General features: G+C 39.4%; 4 protein-coding genes and 2 tRNA genes. 3 read left to right on the top strand and 3 right to left on the bottom strand.

Annotation, left to right across the window (positions count from 1 at the left end):
• Positions 1-15 precede the first annotated feature (15 nt).
• Positions 16-753: an Arm DNA-binding domain-containing protein gene (locus tag AB4589_RS25210; protein WP_372101936.1), complete on the bottom strand. Its 738-nt coding sequence runs from the start codon at positions 751-753 to the stop codon at positions 16-18.
• 351 nt (positions 754-1,104) lie between these two features.
• Between AB4589_RS25210 and AB4589_RS25205 the strand changes: the two genes are divergently transcribed.
• The 3 genes from AB4589_RS25205 (at position 1,105) to AB4589_RS25195 (ending at position 4,211) form a co-directional block, all read left to right on the top strand.
• On the top strand, positions 1,105-1,782 hold the full coding sequence (locus tag AB4589_RS25205; RefSeq protein ID WP_132970410.1) for a hypothetical protein: 678 nt from the start codon (positions 1,105-1,107) through the stop codon (positions 1,780-1,782).
• Positions 1,783-1,800: 18 nt separating this feature from the next.
• Positions 1,801-2,409: an ImmA/IrrE family metallo-endopeptidase gene (locus AB4589_RS25200; RefSeq protein WP_017084374.1), complete on the top strand. Its 609-nt coding sequence runs from the start codon at positions 1,801-1,803 to the stop codon at positions 2,407-2,409.
• Between the two features lie 644 nt (positions 2,410-3,053).
• A complete protein-coding gene (locus AB4589_RS25195) occupies positions 3,054-4,211 on the top strand; it encodes a PIN domain-containing protein (protein WP_017084373.1) in 1,158 nt (385 codons plus the stop codon).
• Positions 4,212-4,498: 287 nt separating this feature from the next.
• Here the strand turns inward: AB4589_RS25195 and AB4589_RS25190 are convergent.
• Together AB4589_RS25190 and AB4589_RS25185 are read right to left on the bottom strand one after the other, a co-directional pair.
• Positions 4,499-4,575, bottom strand: a tRNA-Trp gene (locus AB4589_RS25190).
• A 60-nt stretch (positions 4,576-4,635) separates the two neighbouring features.
• Positions 4,636-4,712: transfer RNA gene (locus tag AB4589_RS25185), tRNA-Asp, on the bottom strand.
• Positions 4,713-4,763 lie beyond the last annotated feature (51 nt).

The following is a 4,763-nucleotide window of genomic DNA, read 5'->3' as shown; positions in this document are numbered from 1 at the left end:
TCTAACTGGAGCAGATCACAGGTTCCCTTTCACTTTACAGTAGTAGGTACGAGCAACCTTTATCAGTAGAGCTGTCTCGTTCACATCGAGAAAACGAGTCCGAGCATTATTAGCAGGCATCAAAGAAACCTTGGTCGCATGGTTGGGGGTATCAAGAACCTTAGAAGACAGTGAGCAAATCACCTTAACTAACGCAATAACATGATTATTCGTTCCAACAGAGTAAGGTTTACCCTTGTAGGTTTCAGTCGTGAGGTGGGACTGAAGCTTCATGATAGCGTGTGCTGAGAGCCTATCCATGGGAATCTTATAGATAGGCTTACACCGTAAAAACCGTGTTTCATCGTCTCTCCATGACTTCTTTCGGGTTTTCGCCCACGGTAAATAGGTTTCGTGGAAGAAAGTATAAACATCAGGCATCACAACAACAGAGCGAGAGTCTCGTTCAATCTTTGGATCAATACCCTCAGCGATTTGTACTTTGAGCTTACGCGCTTTAGCTCTAGCTTCTTCTACCGTGAGATCTGGCCACCTAGCAATGGTGATGCTTGATTTCTTCCGACTCACTGGTGATACATAACGTAGGTGGAAGCGTCGATTTTGAGTACGTCCAACGAGCACCTTCAAACCAATTACACTGTTATCTCCTCCGCCGTCAGACCACTCCAAATCGTTCGAACGAGAATCAGCACTGGGACCAGATAGGGTTTTCATTATCGAATTGGTCAAGTTGATTGTTCTATTAAGCGTCATGACAAAATACTCCTATTTCTATCAGTCACTTAAAATTAATATATGCTTGAAGGGGTACTTATACTCGAATGTGAAGGGGTAGTCTGTGGAAGTCGTTGAGGTGGGTTAATATCGAGGGAATCTAGAATAAACCTCAAAAGCAATCTTTAACAAAATCTCGCCATTCTCTATACATGTCTCATTGTTAATACCCGCCCCGACAGTGAAGAAAATGTACTTAACGTTATAATCCATAATCCAAAGATCCTAGCGTAATAAATCTAATCTGTATTCTTATGAAGCGTATCAAACGTTTGAAGAATTTGGCTAACTACGCGAGAATATAGCAACAAAATTTCATATGAGATAAAGATGTCTAGCAACTGCAGCGAATTCAACTTTCTAATTGATAGAAAGTCTATATATACTTCTAATGACATTCCTTCGCTTGTGGCGTACAACAAGTGTTTAATCAATGAAATCAATAATCTTTCGACCAAAACCGACGAACTAGAAGGATCGCTAAAGTCTAATTCGTCTGATATCAAAAGCATCAATGACTCAATCTCAAATCAAGAGAAACTATTTGAAACCAAAATAGTGATGTTGTCCTCGAGTTTCGATAGTAAGATAGAAAATGTTGCGACTGTGCAGGAACAAAGTGTGGACAATTTCACATCAATGTTCGAAACTATTCAAAACAGCTACGCTAATCACCTAACAGGGCTCAGTATTATATTGGCCGGTGCTGGTATCTTTTTCTTCCTAGGTGCAAAAGCATACAAGAAAAGAGAAATTAACGATTTAAAAGATGAAACCTTGACACATGTACGAGAAACTTTGACTAAAGAAGGTCTGGTACGGAGTCTTGTAGAGTCATCTTTAACAGATTCAAAAATAACAGAACTCTTGGATACAAGGTTGAACACCATCGCAGATGGCTTAGAACAACAGATTATCAATAGAATAAAAGACAAAGAACTGTATAATCAGCGCCCTGATTCGCAGGATTGCTGCGACAATGGTAACTTGTCAGACATAATACAATAATAGTAAGGGGAGGGTAATATGCTGATAACTGTCAACAAAAAAATCACCTTTTCTGAAATTAGTAAAATCACTTCAGCGCAAGACGTTCTAGAAAAGGTCTACGGTGATCTTGATACAATCGAGCTTCCAATAGATATTGACTTGATCATCACAAGTATTGAAGGTGTAAGTCTGAGTGAAGAGCTGGACTTATCTAATCTAAATACTGCTGGCTTTATTCATGTAAAACGTGACAATGAAAATAACGTCAAAGACGTGCGTATCTGGACAAATCCTACTGAAGCAGACACAAGAATGCGCTTTACGAAAGCACATGAAGTAGGACATCTTGTTTTCGATATATTTCCTTCCTTGAATGACACTAATGTCAATGAAGAGTTCGTCGAACGATTGAACCGAAAAGAAGGAAGTAATAGTTACATTGAACAACGTGCAAATAGATTTGCAGCTCAGCTTTTGATGCCTGCACAGCTTGTTAAAAAAGAAGTATCTAAGCTTGTAAGCCTCTACAAAAAGCAAAGTAAAAAGATTTCACTAGAACAAGCTATTGAAGAATTAGCATCTAAATTTGATACATCTAAAGATGCTATGAAGTTTAGGTTAAAAAACCTAAACATTATTAGCTAATATCTATAACAGCTCGGCTCTAACCGAGCTGTTTTCTTATCTACTAGTATATAGTTCTCACATTCAATTGATGACACGAATCCCCCCCTACCCTACACACCTTCCCCTCAAACAATTTAAGTGATTGGTTTTAAGTGAGTCCATTAACAGCCCCGTTTTCAGTTCCAAAAGTTCTAATAACCCTAAAGGCAAGCACCTAGCAATAAAGATACTTTTAGCCGCCCTCCATAGTTCACAGAAACTACTGTAACGGTTTATGTCGAAGGGATTCGGGATAAATCTCAGAAGCAGTCTTTAGCAATAGTATATTGCCGTCATTCTCGATTGGCTTAGCGTTGTGATCTCACTTCTAATCATCACCACAACATCAATAAACAAACATCGGCAACACTCCTACATTGCTATAACTAGGTGTGAGATTTAACGATGAGCAGAGAACTGACAAGTCTTAGATATCCTTTCCACTTACGATATTTGAAAAATTTCACAGCCTCTTACGTGTGTTCATTTGAGCCACTATCAAGGTATTTCATAGTTAGGACACTCGATACAGATCACATAAAAAAGCTTTAAAACCAGTAAGCTAGATACGTAAAATTAACTTTAAATATCGTAATTCATTAAACCATTCTGGGGAAGGCAAGATGCCTAAAGTAGTCTTAGATACTAATATTCTACGTGAAAATGCTATCGACAAGAGTGATATGGCGATGCTCGCTCGCTTGGCTAGAGAAAGCGCTTTAGAGGTGTATATACCCAACATAGTTAAGCGAGAATACCTAAGTCAGCAATACCTTGACCTATCAGAGCACTGTCAAAAAATATCTAGTTCACTACAAGCTATTCGCAAGAAAATGAGTAACTCACATCCCAACCATCAATATGTAGAAGGGATGAGTAATCAATTAAAGCAGTTAAGAGAGGGGCTTGAGTCGCCTATTTATGACAGTTTTTCTGACTGGATGAAAGATAACTGTATCGAGGAGATCGCTTTTAGACCTGTTGATATCGTTTCTATTGTTGATGAATATTTTTCAGGCGGTGGTGTCTTTAAGAAAGCGAAACACCGAGACGATTTTCCCGATGCTATGATATCGAAGGGGATTCTTACCTTAGCCGCCAGTGGCCCCGTCATAGTTCTTTGCAAGGATGGCAACTTCCATGAAAAGTTATCTAAATATGAAAATGTTACCGCTATAAAAACCTTACGTGAATTTTTAGACACTCCAGACATAACAGATATTCTCGAAGAGCTTGACAAGAAAACAGAGAAGATCGAACTGATTAAGAACGTATTGGCTTCAGGTGATTCACAAGAGATGCTTGAGAAGTTTCTTCTATCCGAAGGAGCAAGTATTGAGGATATTTATCTAACTGGTGATGAGCTTTCTGGTACAGAGTACCTACTGCTGGAAAGCTCCTACAATGAAGATATACAGTATATCGATGTGTCTTCAATCCATAACATAGCGTTAGGTGACATCAGATATATCAATGATGATATGTATAGTGTTGATGTTCAATTTGAAGCTAAAGCCTCAGTTAATTACGCTGCATATTATGGAGACTTTATTTCTCTAGATGATAAGAGTCAGGAACAGATTGAAATCGATAGTATGAATGGTGATGGTTATTGTGATTGTTCGGAGTTTAAGGTTGTAATATTTTTGGGAGCTATCGAAATATATTTAGACTCTGATTTAACTCCAGAGAATCTTACTGTACACATGCAGTACTTTAGTGCGGACAATACAAACGTATCAGGTGTTATTGAAGTGAAGAGCGCTACTATTTTGGAATGACCGGATATAGACCATAACAGCGTCGAATTTCTATGAAAGGTGTTTGTTGGCAATATTCACCCTAGGTACACGCAAGCGCTATTCATCGCTATATAGCTCACCACGAGGTTGAAGCTAGAAGTTCAGGATATGTACCGGAAGTGTTTTGGAGAGGCTTTATGTACGCTTCTGATGAGCTTTTGATGGGGTTGATAGGTAGGAGACCTGAAAATCTCTATTTTTCATAATGCTAGATGGCAAAAAGCCTCAACCGAAGTTGAGGCTTTTCATATCCCCTAAGGGAAAAATGGCAGGGGTGGAGAGATTCGAACTCCCAACACGCGGATTTGGAATCCGCTGCTCTGCCAATTGGAGCTACACCCCTAAAACTTTTTACTACTTCAGATTCGAAAAAACCTCGCACTAGGCGAGGTTATCGAATAAGTGGCGGAGTGGACGGGACTCGAACCCGCGACCCCCGGCGTGACAGGCCGGTATTCTAACCAACTGAACTACCACTCCGCAGTGGAATACTTGTCGTCGCTGACAAGTGTTCAAATTTAAAGCCTAGCG

This window comes from Vibrio sp. 10N.222.49.A3, from assembly GCF_041475145.1.
In the GTDB taxonomy this organism is placed as follows: domain Bacteria; phylum Pseudomonadota; class Gammaproteobacteria; order Enterobacterales; family Vibrionaceae; genus Vibrio; species Vibrio tasmaniensis_A.
Note: the sequence above shows the minus strand (reverse complement) of the source record. Positions and strands in the feature narration are given on the sequence as shown.

Coding starts and splice junctions, on each gene's coding strand:
- AB4589_RS25210 (WP_372101936.1), bottom strand. CDS start 753: ATGACGCTTAATAGAACAATCAACTTGACCAATTCGATAATGAAAACC.
- AB4589_RS25205 (WP_132970410.1), top strand. CDS start 1,105: ATGTCTAGCAACTGCAGCGAATTCAACTTTCTAATTGATAGAAAGTCT.
- AB4589_RS25200 (WP_017084374.1), top strand. CDS start 1,801: ATGCTGATAACTGTCAACAAAAAAATCACCTTTTCTGAAATTAGTAAA.
- AB4589_RS25195 (WP_017084373.1), top strand. CDS start 3,054: ATGCCTAAAGTAGTCTTAGATACTAATATTCTACGTGAAAATGCTATC.